Genomic DNA, 16,800 nt, shown 5'->3' with positions numbered 1-16,800 from the left:
GTGCGGGGCCGTGGGGGCACGGCGGGGGCACCAGGGGGGAGCGGGGGCGCGGGCGCCCGGCGGGCCGTGTGCCGGGCGGCGCGGAACCCGACGCCGGACGGTTCGGGAGCGCGCCACGGGGCGGGTCCGGCGCTGGACGGTGCCGGGCCGCAGGGGCCGCAGGGGCCGCAGGGGCCGCAGGGGCCGCAGGGGCCGCAGGGGCCGCAGGGGCCGCAGGGGCCGCAGGGGCACCGTAACTCCCGTGTTGGGTGGGCGTGCCACGCGGACGGACGCGGGCGTGCCGTGGGGCGGTCGGTGTGCCACGGAACGGCTCCGGAGCGCGCCACGGGGCGGGGCGCGCCGCGCGGTCGGGCGCGGTCGGGGAGCGGACGCGCCGTGGGGCGGCCGGTGGACGCGCCGTGGGGCGGGGTAGGCGGGGGCGCCCGAAAACCCGGGTGCGCGGGAACGCGGGGTGCCGGATCATGACGTCATGTCTGCCACACCCGCACGATCGGAGGACCCGCTGACGCACCCGTCCCCCGGCCTTCCCTCCCCGTCCTCCTCCCCGACCGCCGTGCCCACCACGGCCCCCGCGCCTTCCGGACCCCCGGCCGCCGCCCCGGCGCCCGCCGTCCCGGACCGGTTCGCCACCGCGCTCCCCCTCCAGGTGGGGCTGAACGACGAGGACAGTCCGTCGGACGTCGTGGACGCCCTGTTCCTGGGCCGGTTCGCCAGTGGCGAGCAGCCCTACGCGCGCCGCACCAGCATCGAACGGGTGCGGTCCGGCGCCGCCTTGCTGCCCCCGGACGCGACGGTGGTCCGCGCCACCCGCACCGACCAGCAGCGCAGCACGCTCGCGGTGGGCGAGGGGTGGACACTGCTGGCCAACCGCTGGCGGCAGGGCGCGGACGTGTCCGTCACCGCGACCAGCGAGGAACTCGCCGACCGGGTGCTGGAGCTGGCGACCGAGGGCGCCGCCGACGAACCGGAACCCCAGCCGGAGGACGTCTCGATGGGCTTCTGGTACGTGTCGCCGCGCCGGGGGCCGCACCGCACCAGTCGTCAGATCTCCGCCCTGACCTGGGAGGAGGCCCGGGCCAACTACACCGCCCCGGTGGCCGGGGCGCTGGACGGGCTGATGAAGCTGACCGCCGAGGACGTCACGGGACGGCTGCTGCTCCTGCACGGGCCGCCGGGCACCGGCAAGACCTCGGCGCTGCGCACCCTCGCCCGGTCCTGGCGGGACTGGTGCCAGGTGGACTGCGTCCTCGACCCGGAGCGGCTGTTCTCGGACGTCGGCTACCTCATGGACATCGCCATCGGCGAGGACGAGGGCGGCGAGAAGGGCCGTTGGCGGCTGCTGCTCCTGGAGGACTGCGACGAACTGATCCGGGGCGGCGCCAAGAACGCGACGGGGCAGGCGCTGTCCCGGCTGCTGAACCTGACGGACGGGCTGCTCGGCCAGGGCCGCAACGTCCTGGTCGGGATCACCACCAACGAGGACCTGGAGCGGCTGCACCCGGCCGTGGTGCGGCCCGGTCGGTGCCTCGCCCGGATCGAGGTGGGTCCGCTGACCCGCCCGGAGGCCGTGGAGTGGCTCGGCTCGGAGGAGGGCGTCGGACGGGACGGCGCGACCCTCGCGGAACTCTTCGCGCTGCGCAGGGGCGGTTCCCCGGCGGAGGTCCCGGCCCCGCGCGACGGCACGGACGCCGGTCTGTACCTGTAGGCCACCGTCGCCCGTGGGCCGGACGGGCCTCCCGGCGCACGGTCCCGGGGCGGAGGGACCCGGAGGCGTACGGACCCGGCCTTCCCGAGCCGATCCCAACGGAACTCCCGGACCGACGGGGCCCACTGGGCCACGGGCGGAGGGGGGCTGGGGGCGGACGGGGGCCAGGGCCAGGGCCGCAGGCGGACGGGGGCCGGGGCCACTGGGGTTCCCGGACCGGCCGCGCGCTCCCGGGCCGACCCGAGGGCTCCCGGGCGGGAAGAGCACGGCGAAGAGGGCACGGGCGGACGGAGCACGGAGTGGTACGGGACAGGGGCGCGCGGAGCGCGGGTGGCCGGACGGCGGGGCGCGCCCGGCTGCCGCTCGGCGGGGTGCTCGCGGCGATGGCGGTCTCCCTCACCGGGACCCGGATCTCCGCGATCGCCCTGCCCTGGTTCGCCCTCGGCGCGACGGGTGACGGCACCCTGGCCGGACTGGTGGTCCTCGCCGAGATGGCGCCGTACGTCCTGGTGAAGGCGTTCAGCGGACCGCTGGTCGACCGGGCCGGTCCCCGGACGGTCTCCTGGGCCGCCGATCTGGTGAGCGCGGCGGCGGCCCTGGCGGTGCCGCTGCTGCACGCGGCGGGGACACTGCCGGTGGCCGCGCTGCTGGCGCTGGTCGCGGTGATCGGGGCGGCGCGCGGACCCGGCGACCTGGCCAAGGAGGTGCTGGTGCCCGAGGCCGCCGAGCGGGGCGCCGTCCCGCTGGAACGGGCCGCCGGGCTGGCCGGGGTGACCGAACGGACGGCGGGGACCCTCGGTCCGGCGCTCGGCGGGGTGCTCGTCGCCGCCGTCGGACCGCTGACCGGGATCGCGGTCAACGCCCTGTGTTTCGCGGCGGGTTCCCTGGTGGTCGCGGTGGCGCTGCCCCGGGGCATGGGGCGGGGTGCGGCGGGACGGAGCGGCGCCCCGGGCAACGGCCTTCGCGCGGCTCCGGGCGAAGTTCCGGAGCAGCGCCCGGAGGGCGAAGGGTACTGGCGGCGGTTCGGCGCCGGGCTGGCGTTCCTGCGCGGGGACCGGCTGCTGCTCTGGCTCTCCGCGATGATCTCCGTGACCAATCTGCTGGCGACGGGTTTCCTCACCGTGCTGCTGCCGCTGTGGGCCCTGGAGGCGGGGCACGGACCCGCGCTCGTCGGGCTGCTCGGCGCGGTGGGCGGGGCGGCGTCGATCGGCGCGGGGCTGATCGCCTCGGCCGTGGCGCACCGGCTGCCGCGCCGGACGGTGTTCTTCACCGGCTTCCTGCTCGCGGGCGCGCCCCGGTTCGTGGTGCTGGCGGTGGACGCGCCGGTCGCGGTGGTGGTGGCGGTGTTCGTGGTCGACGGGTTCGGCAGCGGTTTCCTGAACCCGATCCTGGGCGCGGTCCGCTACGAGCGGGTGCCCCGGCCGCTGCTCGGCCGGGTGAGCGCCCTCGTCCACTCGCTGTCCTGGGCCGGGATACCGTTCGGCGGGCTGCTCGCGGGGGCCGCCGCCTCGGCCTTCGGGCTCGCCGCCGCGCTGCTGGCGGGCGGCGCGCTGTACTTCCTGACGACCACGGTGACGGGGCTGCGCCCGGAGTGGCGGGCGATGGACCGGGCGCGCGGACGGTCCGGGGCGGCCACCGGGAGCGGCCCGGCGGCCGGGGCGCCGGACGCGCCCCGGCCCGAGGGGGTCACGCCGCCTTCCTGATCACCTCCAGCAGGCTGGTGAAGCTGTCGGCGCCGTGTCCGGCCGCCACTCCACGGGCGAAGACCTCGTGCACGGCGGCCGGGAGGGTGGTGTCGACGCCCGCCGACCGGACGGTGTGCAGCACGTGCTCGACGCTGGCGACGCCCATCGCGAGCCGGTCCACGTCACCGGGGTGCTCGCCCCGGTCGACGCGCGGGGTGTAGAAGTCGAGGAACTGGGCGACGTCGGCGGTGTCCTTGGCGTAGGGCAGGAACTCCTCGGCGGAGATGCCGTGCGCGTCGGCCAGCGCGATCGCCTGGACCCAGCTCAGCATCGTCGTCCAGAACACGTTCATCTGGAGCTGGTAGAACAGCGCCGCCCGGCCCGGGTCCTCGCCCCGGTAGTCGGTGCCGGTGAGCACCTCCAGCGCGGGCCGGTGGCGTTCGAACACCTCGCGGGGGCCGCTGTAGAAGGTGGAGGACGCCGGGTCGCCCACCCCGGACGGAGGGGTGCGGACCCCGCCGGTCAGCTGGACTCCCCCGCGCCCGGCCACCCAGGCGGCTGCCTCCCTGGCCCGCTCGGGGGTGTCGGAGCTGAGGTTGACGACGACCCGGCCGTCGAGCGCGGACCCGGCCTGTCCGAGGATCGCGTACACCGCCTCGTAGTCGGTGAGGCTGAGGACGACCAGTTCGTTCGCCTTCAGGGCGGCCTCGACGCTCTCCGCGAGGACCGCGCCCCGGGCGACGAGTCCGTCGGCCCGTCCGGCGCTGCGGTTCCACACCGTCAGCGCGTACCCCTGGTCCAGGAACGCCCTGCCCATCGCCTGTCCCATCGGGCCGAGTCCGATCAGGGTGACTGCCTTCGCGCCCATGTCGTGTTCCTCTCCGTACGGCGTGCGCCGTGGTGGGGGGCGCGTGCGCGCCCGGTGACGTGATCGTTGACGACCCACGGGGTCATCGGATGGGGCGCTCTAGAACGAGCGCTCTATCTAGAAAGGACCCTAGCAGAGCTAAAACGAACGTTCTACCCGGCCCTCGGTACACTCGGAACGTGAAGACGACTGACGAGAAGACGACAGCCGCGCGGGACACCGCCACGGCCACCGGACCCGCGAGCGGGCTCGGCACCCGGGAGCGGATCGTCCGGGCGGCCTCACATCTGATGCAGCGACAGGGCTACGACGGCACGGGGATCAAACAGATCTCCCTGGAGGCGTCGGCCACGCTCGGCTCGGTCTACCACTTCTTCCCGGGCGGCAAGCAGGAGTTGGCGGTCGCCGCGATCGGGCACGGCGAGGAGGAGTTCGCCGATGAGCTCGACCGCTGGCTGAACGCCACGGACGACCCGGCCGAGGCCGTCGCCCGCTGCGCGGACGGCCTCGCCGCCGGACTGCGGGACTCCGACTGGGTGGAGGGCTGCCCGGTGGCCTCCACGGCGCTCGGCACCGCGGGCCGGGCCCCCGACATCCAGGAGGCGGCGGCGCGCGCCTTCGCCCGCTGGCGCGAGCAGGTCGCCGTCCGGCTGCGGGCTGCCGGGTTCGCCGGGGACGTCGCGGAGGAACTGGCCTCCGTGGTGATCAGCACCCTGGAGGGGGCGGAGCTGGCGGCCCAGGTGTCCCGCAGCCCCGCCCCGCTGGAGGCGGCGGGCCGTCAGCTGGCCCGGCTGATCGACCTTCACCGCTGACCGCCGCCCGGACCGCCGGACCCGGCCGCACCGCGCCGGACCCGGCCGGACGGTGACGGACACCGACGGGCACGGGCGGGCATGACGGACACGACTCGGCGTTGAGCGGACACCGCCCGGCACGGACGGGCTCCGGTCGCGGACGGCTCCGGTCGCTGACGGGGAGACCGTCGGCGGAACGGTCGGAGCCGCCGCGCGCGTGCCGCTGCCGGACCGGGCACGGTGCGGTTCGGAGCGGAACCGCACCGGGCCCGAAGGGGTGCGGATCAGCGGCCGTACGCCGCGCGCAGCGCCTCCCGGGCCGCCCGGAGGGCCTCGGACTCGGGCACCCCCAGGTGCCGCGCGCGCTCCGCGAAGGCCGCCGCCGCGGCGGCCGTCTCCCGGCTGGCCGCGTCCCCCGCGGCGGCGACGTAGGAGCCGAGGCGGCCCCGGGTCTCGATGACCCCGTCGGCCTCCAGCACCCGGTACGCCTTGGCCACGGTGTTCGCGGCGAGCCCCAGTTCCTGGGCGAGCCCACGGACGGTCGGCAGCTTGTAGCCGGTCGGCAGGACGCCCGACCTCGCCTGGTCCGCGATCTGCGCGCGGAGCTGTTCGAAGGGTGCGGTGCCCTCGGCCGGGTCGATCACGATCGTCAACGTCACCCGACGATTCTGACGCAGCGGACACCGTCCCCCCGGCAGGGCGCGGACGGACGACACCCCCGTCCGGCGGGCGACGGCGGTCCCCGGGGAGGCCCCCTGGCGCCGCGCACCCGGCCACCAGCGGTGAACACCCCGCTGACCACCGGAAATTCAGGAGCGCCGACCCGGGGGCCCGGCCTAGCGTGAGTCCATGAGCACCCCCCTGGTACGCCCCTTCCGGCCCGAGGACGCCGAAGGCTTCGCCCGTGTGCGCAACGCCGCCGTCCCGTTCCTCCTCTCCACCGCCGGGTCCGTGACCTTCGACGTCGCCCGGGCCCATCCCGACGCGCACTACCGGCCGCTGGTCGCGGAGTCGGACGGCGAGATCATCGGCACTGTCCAGCTGGGCGTCGCCCATGACTCCCCCGAGCCGGGGCAGGGGTACGCGAACTTCTACGTCCACCCCGACCGCCGGGGGCTGGGCGCCGGAACGCTGCTGGTGCGGGCCGCCGAGGAGCAGTTGGCCGGGCTGGGGGTGCGCCGGGTGTACGTCTGGGTCATGGACGAGCCGGAGTCCCTCGCCTTCGCGGAGCGCCGGGGCTACCGGGCCAGCCGCAGCGCCCACTTCCTGCGGCTGGACCTCGCCGCGCTGCCGCCCCGGACCGCCCCGCCCAAGGGGGTGGAGCTGCGCACGGCCGCCGACTTCGCGGACGACCCGCGTCCGCTGTTCGACCTGGACGCGCACTGCACCGCCGACGAACCCGGTGACCTCCCCTCCGATCTGTCGGACTACGCGGACTGGCTCCGCACCACCTGGGAACACCCGCTGCTCGACCGGGAGCTGACGACCGTCGCCGTCGACGGCGGGCGGCCCGTCGCGTTCACCGTGGCCCGCACCGACGGCAGCGGCCGGTACGTGACGGGGATGACCGGCACCGCCCGGTCCCACCGGGGCCTCGGACTCGCCAAGGCCGTCAAGAACGACTCCCTGCACCGCGCCCGGGAGGCGGGCGTCACCGAGGCGTTCACCGGCAACGACACGGGCAACGGCCCGATGCTGGCGGTCAACGACTGGTTCGGGTACGCGGTCTGCGCGACGGAGGTGCGCCATGTCCGCGACCTCGGCTGAGCGGCCCCGCCCGGGTGACGGCGCACCCGGCAGCACCACCGTGGACGTCGTCCTGACCAAGGGCGGACGCGTCAAGATCCGCTACCCGGCCGCGCTACTGGACGACGACGGCGACCGGGTGAGCGTCCGGGCGCCCTGGGCCGGGGCGGGGACGCGTGACTTCGGGTTCGTCCGCTTCGAGCCCGGCGACGTCTTCACCGAGCGCTACTGGCGCACCCGGTGGTACGCGGTGAAGGAGGTCCGCACCGGCGGGGGCGTATTGAAGGGCTGGTACTGCGACGTGACCCGGCCCGCCGAGGTGACGGCCGGGGAGATCGTGGTGACGGACCTGGACCTGGACCTGTGGGTGTCGGTGGACCGGACGGCCGTGCTGCGGCTGGACGAGGACGAGTTCGCGGCCAGCGGGATCGCCGAAAGCGATCCCGGGGCGGCCCGGGAGGCCGTGGCGGCCCTGGACGAGCTGGAGCGGCTGGCCCGCTCCGGCGACCCGACGCTCTTCCCGCCCCGCTGACCGGCCCGGGCCCCGGCGGCCGGGCACCTTCCCGGATCTCCACCGCACCGCCGCCCCCACCGGCGCCCATGGCTGTCCCCGGATGTCCCCGGGTCTCCCACCGATGGTTCCGCCCGCCCGGACCGCCGCCCGTCCCTGCGGCGGCCCGGCGGCGGTCCGGACAGCGGGCCATCCGGCCAGGTGACGGTCCAGCGGCCCGGCCCGGCCCGGCCCGGCCGCCCGCGGGGTCGGCGCTCCCGCGCGCCGTCCGGCTCCCCGGCCGGACCGGACGCCGGGGAGCCGACACCGCCGGACCGGACGCCGGGAAGCCGAACGCCACCGGACCGGACACCTAGGAGCCGGGGGCCGTCGAACCCGACACCCGGGAACCCGACACCGGGGCGCCGCTCGGGGGCAGGACCACGGACCGGTCCCGGTGGGGGTCGTAACGGACGGGGTCCTCATCCTGGTGCCAGTGCAGCAGGAACCGCTCGCCCGCGCGGTAGGCGTCCAGACCGGCCCGGCAGTAACCGATCATGTCCTCGGGGAGCGCGGCGAGCGGGGACCAGACCAGCTCGGAGCACTTGTCGGGCTCGGCGTTGACCGGCTCGCCGCCGACGCCGTACGCGGTCTCGAAGAACCAGCCGATCCGGGGCCGCCCGCCGGGCCCCCGGTGCTGCATGACCAGCGCGGTCCGCAGGTCCTCCGGGGCCAGCCGCAGCCCGGTCTCCTCCCGGGCCTCGCGGACCATCGCCGCGCGGACGTCCTCCCCGTCCTCGACGTGACCGGAGGGGGCGTGGAGCAGCCCGTCGCCGTAGCCCGTGCGGGCGCGGCGGGCGAGCAGGACCTCGTCGCCCCGGCGGACGACGAGGTGCACGTCCACGACCTCGGTGTGCCGTGGGGGCGGGGGCTGGGGCGCGGGGAGGCCGTCGGAGGGGACGCGGAGGCGGTCGGCGGCGAGGTCGTTTTCCACCTCGCCAGGGTGACATCCGCCACTGACAGCGGGCCCCGTGGTGAGACACCCTCCCCCAACGGGTCTAGCACCGCGCGAACGCGGGAAGAGGTAGTCCCCAAGGAGGCTGTCATGCGCCGAGTGACCGTGCAGAAGACGCCGAGCAGGACCGACACCCGCCGGGTACGGCGGGACGAGAGCGAGGAACTCTCCCGGGAGCGCCCGGAGATCCGCAAGGACATCCAGCGCACCTGGTGGCCCGAGGGCTGACCGCGCGGGGCGGGGCCCCGGGCGCGTGCGTGACGCGAAGTGCCCGGCACCGGGGATCGGTGCCGGGCACTTCGCGTTCTCCCCCGGTGGTCCCGGGCGGTGGAACGCCCGGTGGGGGCCGTCCGTCCGACGGCCCCCACCGGGGGTGTGCGCTCACCCTGTCGGGGGAATTCCTCCGGCCCTCCGACGGGGCGTTTCGTATACGACCGGGCCCGGCACCGCCGTTCCCCGGGGTTCCGGGGAAGGGACGGCCGGGCGCGGGCGCCGACGGATGGAGCGGTCGGCGTTCCGCGCCCGGCCGGTGGGGGTGGGTCCGGGGGCCCGTTCCGGATCAGCTCCGGGTGTCGCGGCCCTTCGTCCCGGAGTCGTCCGGGTCGTCGGAACCGTCGGCGCCGTCCGTACCCGCCGGGGTGGCGGGCGTGGCCGGGGCGTCCGCGTCGGCGTCCGCACCGGCGGCCGGGGCGTCGCCCTCGGCGCGCTCGGCCGGGGCCCCGACGGTGACCGGGGTCTTCCGCTCGGCCGGTACCGCGGTGGCGGCGGCCGGGCGGCGGACCAGCCTGGCGATCAGCGGCCAGGCCACGATCAGCCCGATGATCACGTAGACCGTGATCGAGAACGGCGTGTTGAACAGTCCGGAGACGCTGCCGTCGCTGATCTGGAGGGCGCGGCGCATCTGCTGCTCCGCGTTCGGGCCGAGGATCACGCCGATGACCGCCGGGAGGACCGGCAGACCGTAGCGGCGCATGCCGAACCCGAGCAGACCGATGAGCAGCAGGATCACCAGGTCGAGGGACTCGCCGCCCACCGCGTAGGCGCCCAGCGCGGCGAAGAACAGGATGCCGGCGTAGAGGTAGGGGCGCGGGATCCGGAGCAGCTTCGCCCACACCGGGGCCAGCGGCAGGTTGAGGGCGAGCAGCAGCACCATGCCGACGAAGAGGGAGGCGATGAGGCCCCACACCAGGTCGGGCTCCCGCTCGAACAGGAGCGGGCCGGGCTGGATGCCGTACTGCTGGAAGGCGGCGAGCATCACCGCGGCGACGGCGGTGGTGGGCAGGCCGAGGGTGAGCATGGAGACGAGGGTTCCGGCGGCGGAGGCCGAGGCGGCCGACTCCGGTCCGGCGACGCCCTCGATGGCGCCCTTGCCCCACTCCTTCTTGTTCTTGGACAGCTTCTTCTCGGTGACGTACGAGAGGAAGGTCGGGATCTCGGCGCCGCCCGCGGGGATCGCCCCGAACGGGAAGCCGATGAACGGACCGCGCAGCCAGGGCTTCCAGGTGCGCTTGAGGTCGTCGCGGCCGAGCCAGGGGCGGCCGACCGGGATGGGCTCGGTGGCGCCGCGGCGCAGGTGGGCGGCGACCCACAGGGCCTCGCCGATCGCGAAGAGTCCGACCGCGACGATCACGACGTCCACGCCGTCGGCGAGGTGCAGGTTGTCGAAGGTGAGACGGGACTGACCGGTCATCTGGTCCAGGCCGACGAGGCCGATGGTGAGACCGATGAGCAGGGACGCGAGACCGCGGATGCGGGAGGAGCCGAGCACGGAGGTCACGGCGATGAAGGCCAGGACCATGATGGCGAAGTAGTCGGGGGCGCCGATGTCGACGGCGAGGTCCGCGACGACGGGGGCCAGCGCGACGAGCAGCAGGGTGCCGATCAGACCACCGGTGAAGTGGCCGATGGCGGCCGCGGCGAGGGCTTGTGACCCGCGCCCCGATTTCGCCATGGGGTTGCCCTCCATGGCCGCGACGACGGCCGCGCTCTCACCCGGGGTGTTGAGCAGGATGGAGGTGGTGGAACCGCCGAACATGGCGCCGTAGTAGATACCGGCGAACATGATGAACGCGCCCGTGGGGTCGAGTCCGTAGGTGACGGGCAGCAGCAGGGCGACGGCCATGGCGGGGCCGATGCCGGGCAGGACGCCGATGGCGGTGCCGAGCAGGACGCCGATGACGGCCCAGAGCAGGTTGATCGGGGTCAGGGCGGTGCCGAACCCGTCGATCAGGGAGTTGAAGGCATTCATCTCACAGCACTCCCATCAGGGGGCCGCCAGGCAGCGGGACGCCGAGCAGGCGGTCGAAAATGATGAAGGCGGTGAGCGAGAGCACCGCGGCGATCAGGGGGTCGCGGTGGAAGTGCCGGCTGCCGAGGGAGTAGGCCGCTCCCCAGAAGAGCAGGGCGCCCGCGATGGGGAACCCGAGGGGCTCGATGAGGACGGCGGTGGCCAGGAAGACACCGGCGAGCAGCAGGACCGTGCGCCAGTCGGCGGGCTCGCTGAGGTCGATGTCCTCGCCGCCCTCGGCCTCGCCGCGACCGCCGCGCAGGACGTCGACGGCGAGCAGGACCGCGATCACCAGCAGACCTATGCCGATGACGATCGGCACGGTCTTGGGACCGACGGGCCCGCGCTGGGCGATGTCGAGGTCCATGGTGAGGGCGTCGACGAGGACGAGGACGCCGAGGGCGACGAGCAGGACGCTGACGCCGAGTTCCGAGTACTCGCGCAGCCAGGAGCGGCGGCCCGGCTCCTGCCCGGCGGGCTTGGTGGTGGCGTCGGCTCCGTCGGGGGAGCCTGGACGTCCGGGCGGTTCGATGGTCGTCACAGTCCCAGCTCCTTCAGTACGGACACGACCCGCTTGTCCTGGGCGTCGAGGAAGTCACCGAACTTGTCGCCGGTGAGGAAGGCGTCGTCCCAGCGGTTCTTCTTCAGGGAGGCCTTCCACTCCTTGGACGCGTGCAGCTTCTCGACGAGGCCGATGAGCTTGTCGCGCTCGGCGTCGGTCAGTCCGGGCGGGGCGACGATGCCGCGCCAGTTGGTGAAGTCCATGTCGTAACCGGCTTCACGCAGGGTGGGGGCGTCGAGGCCGTCGACCCGCTCGGGGCCGGTGACCGCGAGCAGCCGCAGCTCGCCGGACTTGATCTGGTCGAGGTACTCGCCGACGCCGGAGACGCCGAACCCGACCTTGTTGCCGAGGATGGAGGCGAGGAGTTCGCCGCCGCCGTCGAAGGGGATGTAGTTGACGTCCTTCGGGGAGAGTCCCGCGGAGCGCGCCATCAGCATCGGGGCGAGGTGGTCGGGGCCGCCCGGGGAGGAGCCGCCGCCGACGGGGAGCTTGCCGGGGTTCTCCTTCCAGGCGTCGACCAGCTCGTTGATCGTCTTGTAGGGGGAGTCCTTGGAGACGACGACCACGTCCGGCTCTTCGGTCAGCCGGGCGATGGGGGTGGCGTCCGCGAGCGTCTTCGGGGCGTCGTTGGAGCGGACGGCTCCGACCACGCCGAGACCCATCGACATCGCGAGCTTGCCGTTGCCGTGCTCGCTGACCAGTCGGGCGAGGCCGACCGTGCCGCCCGCACCGGGCAGGTTGAAGACCTCGATGCCGTGGCTGAGCCCGGCGTCCTCGGCGTTCTTCGCCGCGGTGCGCGCGGTGATGTCGTAACCACCGCCGGGGGTGTTCGGGACCATGAACTGCAGTCCCGGGATGTTGGTCCCGGTCTCGGAGTCACTGCCCGTGGTGATCAGCGGTGGCCCCACCAGGACCAGAACCGCTGCCCCGAGCAGGGCTAGGGGAGTGCGCAGGCGCACGCGTGCCACCACCTGTTCGTCATGAGAGGCGATAAGGAACTCCTCACATGACTTTTATCTGTGAGGTGGCCCACATGTTGCCTGCGCGTTAAGAGCCTGTCTCCCTTCCGCAACCAACGGACGTTGTGGTCCTTGTGTTCACACGCTTAGCCTGCGGCGATGACGAAAGTACTGGTAGTGGACGACGACTTTATGGTCGCGAACCTGCACAGCCGGTACGTGTCCGAAATGACGGGCTTTACGGTAGTTGGGGTTGCACACAACGGTGAGCAGGCGTTGCGCTCCGTGGAGTCCCTCCGACCGGACCTCGTCCTTCTCGACGTGTACCTGCCGGACATGGACGGCATCGGCGTGCTGCGGGGCATCCGGGCGGCCGAGGAACGCGATCCCGAGCGGGTGCCGGTGGACGTTCTGTTCATCACCGCCGCCCGGGACGCCGGAACCGTGCGGTCCGCGCTGCGCGCGGGCGCGCTGCACTATCTGATCAAGCCGTTCGAGCGCACCACGCTCCAGGAGCAGATGCGGCACGTGGCGGCGGTCCGCGCCCGGCTCGCCGGTCTCGACGAGGCGCGCCAGGAGGACGTGGACGAACTGTTCGGCAGTCGCCCCCCAGGGGCCCGCGACCAGCTCCCCAAGGGCCTCGCCCTGCACACCGCAGACCTCGTGGAGCGGACCCTGCGCGAGCACCCCGAAGGACTGTCCGCCTCGGAGTGCGCGCGCGAGGGGTCGCTGTCCCGGGTCAGCGCCCGGCGCTACCTGGAGTACTTCGCGGAGACGGGCCGGGTGGAGGTGACCCTCCGCTACGGCGGCGCGGGCCGCCCCGAGCGCCGCTACCAGTGGATCGAGCGGCCCCGACGGGCCCGTCAGTGACCCTGGCACGGGCGCCCGTCATGTTCCGGCGACCCGTGCCCGAATGCTTCCGCACCACCCCATGAGCACCCGGTCCACCGCTCTGAGCTGCGAAAAGAGCCCCGTGACCGAGTGCGCCACCCCCCCGCACCACCCCGATCGACCGCCCCCGCGCCTCATTCCGGCGGACACATCGCCGTGAGGATTCGGACGTATCGGGGCGCGATCTGAGCGCAACCCGATGCCTCCCTTAAGAGGGCCATAAAGATCACCAGGAGTGGCCTCCGACAGCGGATTCGAGGGCGGAGAGCGACTAGCTTTCCCCTTGCCCGGGAGTCGTACACCGCCCGTACGACTCCCGGGTTCCCCCCGCTAAGCAAGTCTGAGGAGACCGTCCATGACCGCTCGCCGTACGGCCGCCGCGATCGCCGCTCTCGGTGTCGCGCCGCTCGTCCTCACCGTCCTGAACGCGTCCCCCGCGGCTGCGCACGGTTCCATGAGCGACCCGGTGAGCCGGATCTCGGCGTGCTTCGCCGAGGGTCCCGAAAGCCCCGACTCCGCCGCCTGCAAGGCCCTCGTCGCCGCCGGCGGCACCCAGCCGCTGTACGACTGGAACGAGGTGAACATCGCCAACGCGGCCGGTGCGCACCGCCAGATCATCCCGGACGGCAAGCTCTGCAGCGCCAACCGCTCGAAGTACGCCGGGCTCGACGCCCCGCGCGCCGACTGGCCCGCCTCGCAGCTGAACTCCGGCAACCACACGTTCAAGTACCGGGCGACCGCCCCCCACAAGGGCAGCATCGCGCTCTACGTCACCAAGGTCGGCTACGACCCCACCAAGGCCCTCAAGTGGTCCGACCTGGAGGCCCAGCCCTTCGCCACGGTGACCAACCCGCGGCTGGAGAACGGCTCCTTCGTCTTCGACGGTGACATCCCGCAGCGCTCCGGCCGCCACCTGATCTACTCGGTGTACCAGCGCTCGGACTCCCCCGAGGCGTTCTACACCTGCTCCGACGTGGTGTTCGGCAAGGACACCTCCGCCGGCAACGCCCCCGCCCCCGTCGCCTCCGCGCCCAGCGACAAGGTGATCGAGAAGGAGCGCGACCAGTCGACCGTCGAGCACGGCGGCCACGGCGACATGGCCCCCGAGGGCCAGACCGGCAAGGGCACCAAGGGCGAGGCCAACGCCTCCGCCACCGACGGCCCCGGCTCCGTGACCGCCGTGGAGAGCGGCGGCGCCCAGGGCACCGCCCCCAAGGGCGAGTCCGGCGCCAAGGCGCAGGGCGGCACCACCGAGAACCTCGCGGAGACCGGTGGCAGCAGCTCCACGCCCTACATCGCGATCGGTGGTGCGGCCGTCCTCGGTCTCGGCGCCGCCGGTCTGTTCGCCTCCGCCCGCCGCCGTGCGGCGACGGGCGGCGGTCGCAGCGGTCGCTGAGGGACGACCGCCGCGCCAGGCAGCCACCTCCGGGGTTGGGATGGCCGCCAGGTCGGGTGGCCGCTGAACAAGCGGCCACCCGGAGCCGGGTGCCGGAGCGAGAGGGTCTGCCCGCTCGCTCCGGACACTGGCTGATCGAAGATCCACCACGCTTGCCGTCGGGGGTACGCGCCGTTCCGGGCGCGTACCCCCGACGCGCGTTGTCCGGGGCCCCGGCCCGTCACCGGCACGGGGTCGACCCGGCGGCCGTCACCGGCTCGCGGGCCACCAAGCCCGTCAGCGGCACCGGACCCCGGGATCACGTTCCTCCTCCGGCACCGGACCGCAGGGAGCAGCCCGTTCCGCCACCGGGACCGGACCGCCGAGAGCCCCGGTTCCGTCCCCTACCGGGCCACCGGGAGCGCGTCCCGTCCCCCACCGGACCACCGGGAGCGCGTTCCGTCACTGGCCCCGGGAGCCCGTTCCGCCCGCCGTCCCTCCCCCGGTCACGCGCCCCTCCCGCCCCGGTCCGGGCGCCCGCCGCCCCCTCGCTTCCCGGTGACGCGCGGCCCGCGAGCCCGTACGTCCACCGCCACCGGGCTCCGCCATTCAGACCCCTCCCGCCTGCGGAGGGACCCGGTGGACCGGACCGTGAGGGCATGCGCTTCGTCGACGAACTGAAGAGCGCGGTCACCCCGCGCGCGGCCCTGCTGGTGGTCGGCGTGGTCGTCCTGCAGCTGCTCTTCATCACCTCCTACGTCGGGGCCCTGCACGACCCCGAGCCGACCGACGTGCCCTTCGGCGTCGCCGCGCCCGCCGCGAACGCCGACCGGATCGTGACCGAACTGGCCGACCTCCCCGGCGCTCCGCTGGACCCCCGGACGGTGGCCGACGCCGGGGCCGCCCGGGCGCAGGTCCTCGACCGGGAGATCGACGGCGCCCTGATCGTCGACCCGGACGGCCGATCGGACACCCTGCTGGTCGCCTCGGGCGGCGGGGCCGCGCTCTCCGCCACGCTGGTCAAGCTGGTCACGGAGGCACTGGCCCCCCAGGGCCGGACGGTGGAGACCGTCGACGTGGCCCCCGCCTCGCCCGACGACTTCGAGGGGCTGTCCTCGTTCTACCTGGTCGTCGGCTGGTGCGTCGGGGGCTACCTCTGCGCGTCGATCCTCGCCATCAGCGCGGGCGCCCGGCCCGCGAACCCGTCCCGGGCGGGCATCCGGCTGGGCGCGCTGGCGCTGGCCTCCCTGGTCGGCGGGATCGGTGGCGCGGTGATCATCGGGCCGGTCCTCGGGGCGCTGCCCGGCAGCGTCCTCGCGCTGTGGGGACTGGGCGCGCTGGTGACCTTCGCGGTCGGCGCGGCGACCCTGGCCCTCCAGGGCCTCACCGGGATCGTGGGCATCGGCTTGGCCATCCTCCTCATCGTCATCGCGGGCAACCCCAGCGCGGGCGGGGCGTTCCCGTCCCCGATGCTGCCCCCGTTCTGGAAGGCCATCGGCCCCGCCCTGCCACCCGGCGCGGGCACCTGGACGGCCCGCTCCATCGCCTACTTCCACGGCAACGCGGTCACCGGCCCGCTGCTGGTGCTGTCCGCGTGGGCGGCCGGGGGCACCGCCCTGACCGTACTGACGTCGCTGCGGCGGAAGAGCCCGCCGGTGGGGTGAGGGGGGCGGGCGCCCGTCGACTGAGTAGTCTCCGACGATGATCCGTTCCGTGGTGTTCGACGTCGGCGAGACCCTCGTCAAGGACGACCGTTTCTGGGGCGCGTGGGCCGACTGGCTGGGCGCGCCCCGGCACACGGTGTCCGCGCTGGTGGGTGCCGTCGTCGCGCGGGGACGCGACAACGCGGACGCCCTGCGGCTGGTCCGGCCCGGCATCGACCTCGCCACCGAGTACGCGGCACGGGAACGGGCAGGCCTGGGCGAACAGCTGGACGAGACCGATCTGTACGAGGACGTGCGCCCCGCCCTCACCGCACTCCGCGCGCACGGCGTCCGCGTCGTCATCGCCGGAAACCAGACCGCCCGGGTGGGGGAACTCCTCCGCGCACTGGACCTACCCGCCGACCTGATCGTCACTTCGGGCGAATGGGGCGTCGCCAAGCCCTCCCCCGAGTTCTTCGCCCGGGTGCTCGACGTGGCCGGGGGGGCTCCCGAAGAGACGGTGTATGTGGGCGATCACCCCGTCAACGACCTGTTCCCGGCGAAGGCAGCCGGTCTGCGCACGGCCCATCTGCGCCGCGGGCCATGGGGGCTGTTCTGGGCCGACGCACCGGATGTCGTGGCCGCAGCCGACTGGCGGATCGACGACCTCACCGCGCTCGTGGCCGCCATCGGGCGGTAGACGGCGGGGGTCCCTGGCGGCCGTCACCGGCGTTCACCCGAACGGAACGTGCCCTCCCGAGTACGGTTCGTGGCGACGTA

The 16,800-nt window shown here is 74.3% G+C and carries 14 protein-coding genes and 2 pseudogenes; 10 read left to right on the top strand and 6 right to left on the bottom strand.

All coding sequences use genetic code 11. The features are described from left to right. Positions 1-469 precede the first annotated feature (469 nt). Positions 470-1,705 (top strand): DUF5925 domain-containing protein, encoded by a 1,236-nt coding sequence (locus ACVWNX_RS28100; protein ID WP_454410982.1) that lies wholly within the window; start codon positions 470-472, stop codon positions 1,703-1,705. Positions 1,706-2,088: 383 nt separating this feature from the next. Continuing rightward, a complete protein-coding gene (locus ACVWNX_RS28095) occupies positions 2,089-3,408 on the top strand; it encodes an MFS transporter (protein ID WP_454414973.1) in 1,320 nt (439 codons plus the stop codon). Here ACVWNX_RS28095 and ACVWNX_RS28090 read toward each other — a convergent pair. Continuing rightward, on the bottom strand, positions 3,392-4,258 hold the full coding sequence (locus ACVWNX_RS28090; protein ID WP_454410981.1) for an NAD(P)-dependent oxidoreductase: 867 nt from the start codon (positions 4,256-4,258) through the stop codon (positions 3,392-3,394). The genes ACVWNX_RS28095 and ACVWNX_RS28090 overlap by 17 nt on opposite strands. A gap of 179 nt (positions 4,259-4,437) precedes the next feature. Between ACVWNX_RS28090 and ACVWNX_RS28085 the strand changes: the two genes are divergently transcribed. Beyond that, positions 4,438-5,070, top strand: a complete 633-nt coding sequence (locus ACVWNX_RS28085) for a TetR/AcrR family transcriptional regulator (RefSeq protein WP_454410980.1) — start codon at positions 4,438-4,440, stop codon at positions 5,068-5,070. A gap of 266 nt (positions 5,071-5,336) precedes the next feature. Here ACVWNX_RS28085 and ACVWNX_RS28080 read toward each other — a convergent pair whose 3' ends face one another. Continuing rightward, the gene (locus ACVWNX_RS28080; RefSeq protein WP_454410979.1) at positions 5,337-5,711 is read right to left on the bottom strand and encodes a GntR family transcriptional regulator; all 375 of its coding nucleotides are present in this window, start codon (positions 5,709-5,711) and stop codon (positions 5,337-5,339) included. A gap of 190 nt (positions 5,712-5,901) precedes the next feature. Here ACVWNX_RS28080 and ACVWNX_RS28075 point away from each other — a divergent pair, with 190 nt between their 5' ends. Continuing rightward, positions 5,902-6,819: a GNAT family N-acetyltransferase gene (locus tag ACVWNX_RS28075; RefSeq protein ID WP_454410978.1), complete on the top strand. Its 918-nt coding sequence runs from the start codon at positions 5,902-5,904 to the stop codon at positions 6,817-6,819. Beyond that, entirely contained in the window at positions 6,800-7,330 is a 531-nt protein-coding gene (locus tag ACVWNX_RS28070; protein WP_454410977.1) for a ribonuclease FAU-1 family protein, read from the top strand. The genes ACVWNX_RS28075 and ACVWNX_RS28070 overlap by 20 nt, the downstream gene beginning before the upstream one ends. 331 nt (positions 7,331-7,661) lie before the next feature. On the opposite strand, the pseudogene ACVWNX_RS28065 reads toward ACVWNX_RS28070, so the two are convergent. Continuing rightward, positions 7,662-8,234: pseudogene (locus ACVWNX_RS28065) on the bottom strand (NUDIX hydrolase); the annotation flags it as partial. A gap of 159 nt (positions 8,235-8,393) precedes the next feature. Between ACVWNX_RS28065 and ACVWNX_RS28060 the strand changes: the two are divergent. Then, positions 8,394-8,531, top strand: coding sequence for a hypothetical protein (locus ACVWNX_RS28060; protein ID WP_454410976.1), 138 nt, complete (start codon positions 8,394-8,396; stop codon positions 8,529-8,531). 544 nt (positions 8,532-9,075) lie between these two features. Here the strand turns inward: ACVWNX_RS28060 and ACVWNX_RS28055 are convergent. The 3 genes and pseudogenes from ACVWNX_RS28055 to ACVWNX_RS28045 all read right to left on the bottom strand — a co-directional run. Next, positions 9,076-10,551, bottom strand: a pseudogene (locus ACVWNX_RS28055) (tripartite tricarboxylate transporter permease); the annotation flags it as partial. A gap of 1 nt (position 10,552) precedes the next feature. Then, positions 10,553-11,035, bottom strand: coding sequence for a tripartite tricarboxylate transporter TctB family protein (locus ACVWNX_RS28050; protein WP_454414972.1), 483 nt, complete (start codon positions 11,033-11,035; stop codon positions 10,553-10,555). A gap of 92 nt (positions 11,036-11,127) precedes the next feature. Beyond that, positions 11,128-12,111 carry a Bug family tripartite tricarboxylate transporter substrate binding protein gene (locus ACVWNX_RS28045; RefSeq protein ID WP_454414971.1) on the bottom strand — a complete coding sequence of 328 codons (984 nt, stop codon included), beginning with the start codon at positions 12,109-12,111 and terminating at the stop codon, positions 11,128-11,130. 159 nt (positions 12,112-12,270) lie between these two features. Between ACVWNX_RS28045 and ACVWNX_RS28040 the strand changes: the two genes are divergently transcribed. The 4 genes from ACVWNX_RS28040 to ACVWNX_RS28025 all read left to right on the top strand — a co-directional run bounded on the left by ACVWNX_RS28040 (position 12,271) and on the right by ACVWNX_RS28025 (position 16,720). Continuing rightward, complete coding sequence (locus ACVWNX_RS28040; protein ID WP_454410975.1) at positions 12,271-12,981, top strand: response regulator; 711 nt, start codon at positions 12,271-12,273, stop codon at positions 12,979-12,981. Positions 12,982-13,357: 376 nt separating this feature from the next. After that, on the top strand, positions 13,358-14,398 hold the full coding sequence (locus ACVWNX_RS28035; RefSeq protein ID WP_454410974.1) for a lytic polysaccharide monooxygenase auxiliary activity family 9 protein: 1,041 nt from the start codon (positions 13,358-13,360) through the stop codon (positions 14,396-14,398). A 638-nt stretch (positions 14,399-15,036) separates the two neighbouring features. Beyond that, entirely contained in the window at positions 15,037-16,041 is a 1,005-nt protein-coding gene (locus ACVWNX_RS28030; RefSeq protein ID WP_454410973.1) for a DUF3533 domain-containing protein, read from the top strand. A gap of 37 nt (positions 16,042-16,078) precedes the next feature. Next, positions 16,079-16,720: an HAD family hydrolase gene (locus ACVWNX_RS28025; RefSeq protein WP_454410972.1), complete on the top strand. Its 642-nt coding sequence runs from the start codon at positions 16,079-16,081 to the stop codon at positions 16,718-16,720. The last annotated feature ends 80 nt before the right edge of the window (positions 16,721-16,800 follow it).

The organism is Streptomyces sp. JNUCC 64 (assembly GCF_054484115.1).
The sequence above is the reverse complement of the archived record's forward strand: the minus strand, read 5'-3'. Positions and strand labels throughout refer to the sequence as shown.

Coding starts and splice junctions, on each gene's coding strand:
- ACVWNX_RS28100 (WP_454410982.1), top strand. CDS start 470: ATGTCTGCCACACCCGCACGATCGGAGGACCCGCTGACGCACCCGTCC.
- ACVWNX_RS28095 (WP_454414973.1), top strand. CDS start 2,089: ATGGCGGTCTCCCTCACCGGGACCCGGATCTCCGCGATCGCCCTGCCC.
- ACVWNX_RS28090 (WP_454410981.1), bottom strand. CDS start 4,258: ATGGGCGCGAAGGCAGTCACCCTGATCGGACTCGGCCCGATGGGACAG.
- ACVWNX_RS28075 (WP_454410978.1), top strand. CDS start 5,902: ATGAGCACCCCCCTGGTACGCCCCTTCCGGCCCGAGGACGCCGAAGGC.
- ACVWNX_RS28070 (WP_454410977.1), top strand. CDS start 6,800: ATGTCCGCGACCTCGGCTGAGCGGCCCCGCCCGGGTGACGGCGCACCC.
- ACVWNX_RS28060 (WP_454410976.1), top strand. CDS start 8,394: ATGCGCCGAGTGACCGTGCAGAAGACGCCGAGCAGGACCGACACCCGC.
- ACVWNX_RS28040 (WP_454410975.1), top strand. CDS start 12,271: ATGACGAAAGTACTGGTAGTGGACGACGACTTTATGGTCGCGAACCTG.
- ACVWNX_RS28035 (WP_454410974.1), top strand. CDS start 13,358: ATGACCGCTCGCCGTACGGCCGCCGCGATCGCCGCTCTCGGTGTCGCG.
- ACVWNX_RS28030 (WP_454410973.1), top strand. CDS start 15,037: ATGCGCTTCGTCGACGAACTGAAGAGCGCGGTCACCCCGCGCGCGGCC.
- ACVWNX_RS28025 (WP_454410972.1), top strand. CDS start 16,079: ATGATCCGTTCCGTGGTGTTCGACGTCGGCGAGACCCTCGTCAAGGAC.